This window comes from Gordonia sp. GONU (assembly GCF_024733855.1).
GTDB classification, from domain to species: Bacteria; Actinomycetota; Actinomycetes; order Mycobacteriales; family Mycobacteriaceae; genus Gordonia; species Gordonia amicalis.
On record NZ_JANRHB010000101.1, the window covers coordinates 1 to 520 of the forward strand.

Annotated in this window: 1 protein-coding gene; it reads right to left on the reverse strand. The window is 64.0% G+C overall.

Annotated elements, in window-relative coordinates; translation table 11 throughout:
• The coding region (locus tag NWF34_RS25360) for a helix-turn-helix domain-containing protein (protein WP_258326413.1) at positions 1-503 on the reverse strand (503 nt) is incomplete at its 3' end.
• Positions 504-520 lie beyond the last annotated feature (17 nt).

Below are 520 nucleotides of genomic sequence, written 5' to 3' on the forward strand. Positions count from 1 at the left end.
TCGGCGATGAATCCGAGTGTGGTGGTGGATGTTTCGTTGGTGGCGAACCGAACGAACCGCCACCGCGAGAACGCCAACACCGCGCAGAACATGTGCAGCCCGCCGATTACGGCCCAATCGATGACCAGGTAGTCACCCGGAGCCCACACCGCCGGGCGGCGGCCACGATGATGATCACGGCGCCACTGTGTTTTCTCCTGGGCGACGAGACGACGGAAGTTGCGGGCCGAGCCCTCATAGCCCGCGGCACGTGCTACCGGCAGCAGTCGCTTGGCGGTGATCCGGCCGTGTGACCGCTCGACTCGCTCAGCGACCAACTCGGCGACCGCATCGTAGTTGCGGGCCCGTTCCTTGCGGTCGGGTGGTTGATCGTCGGCCTCGAACCGGTCGACCACACGCTTGACGGTCTTGTGGGTGGTGCCGCACACCTCGGCTGCGGCGCGATAGCTTCCGAGTTCTCGGTAAGCAGAAATGATGTCCATACGGTCCTTCGCAGACTTCAATGGAACTCCCAGGCGGT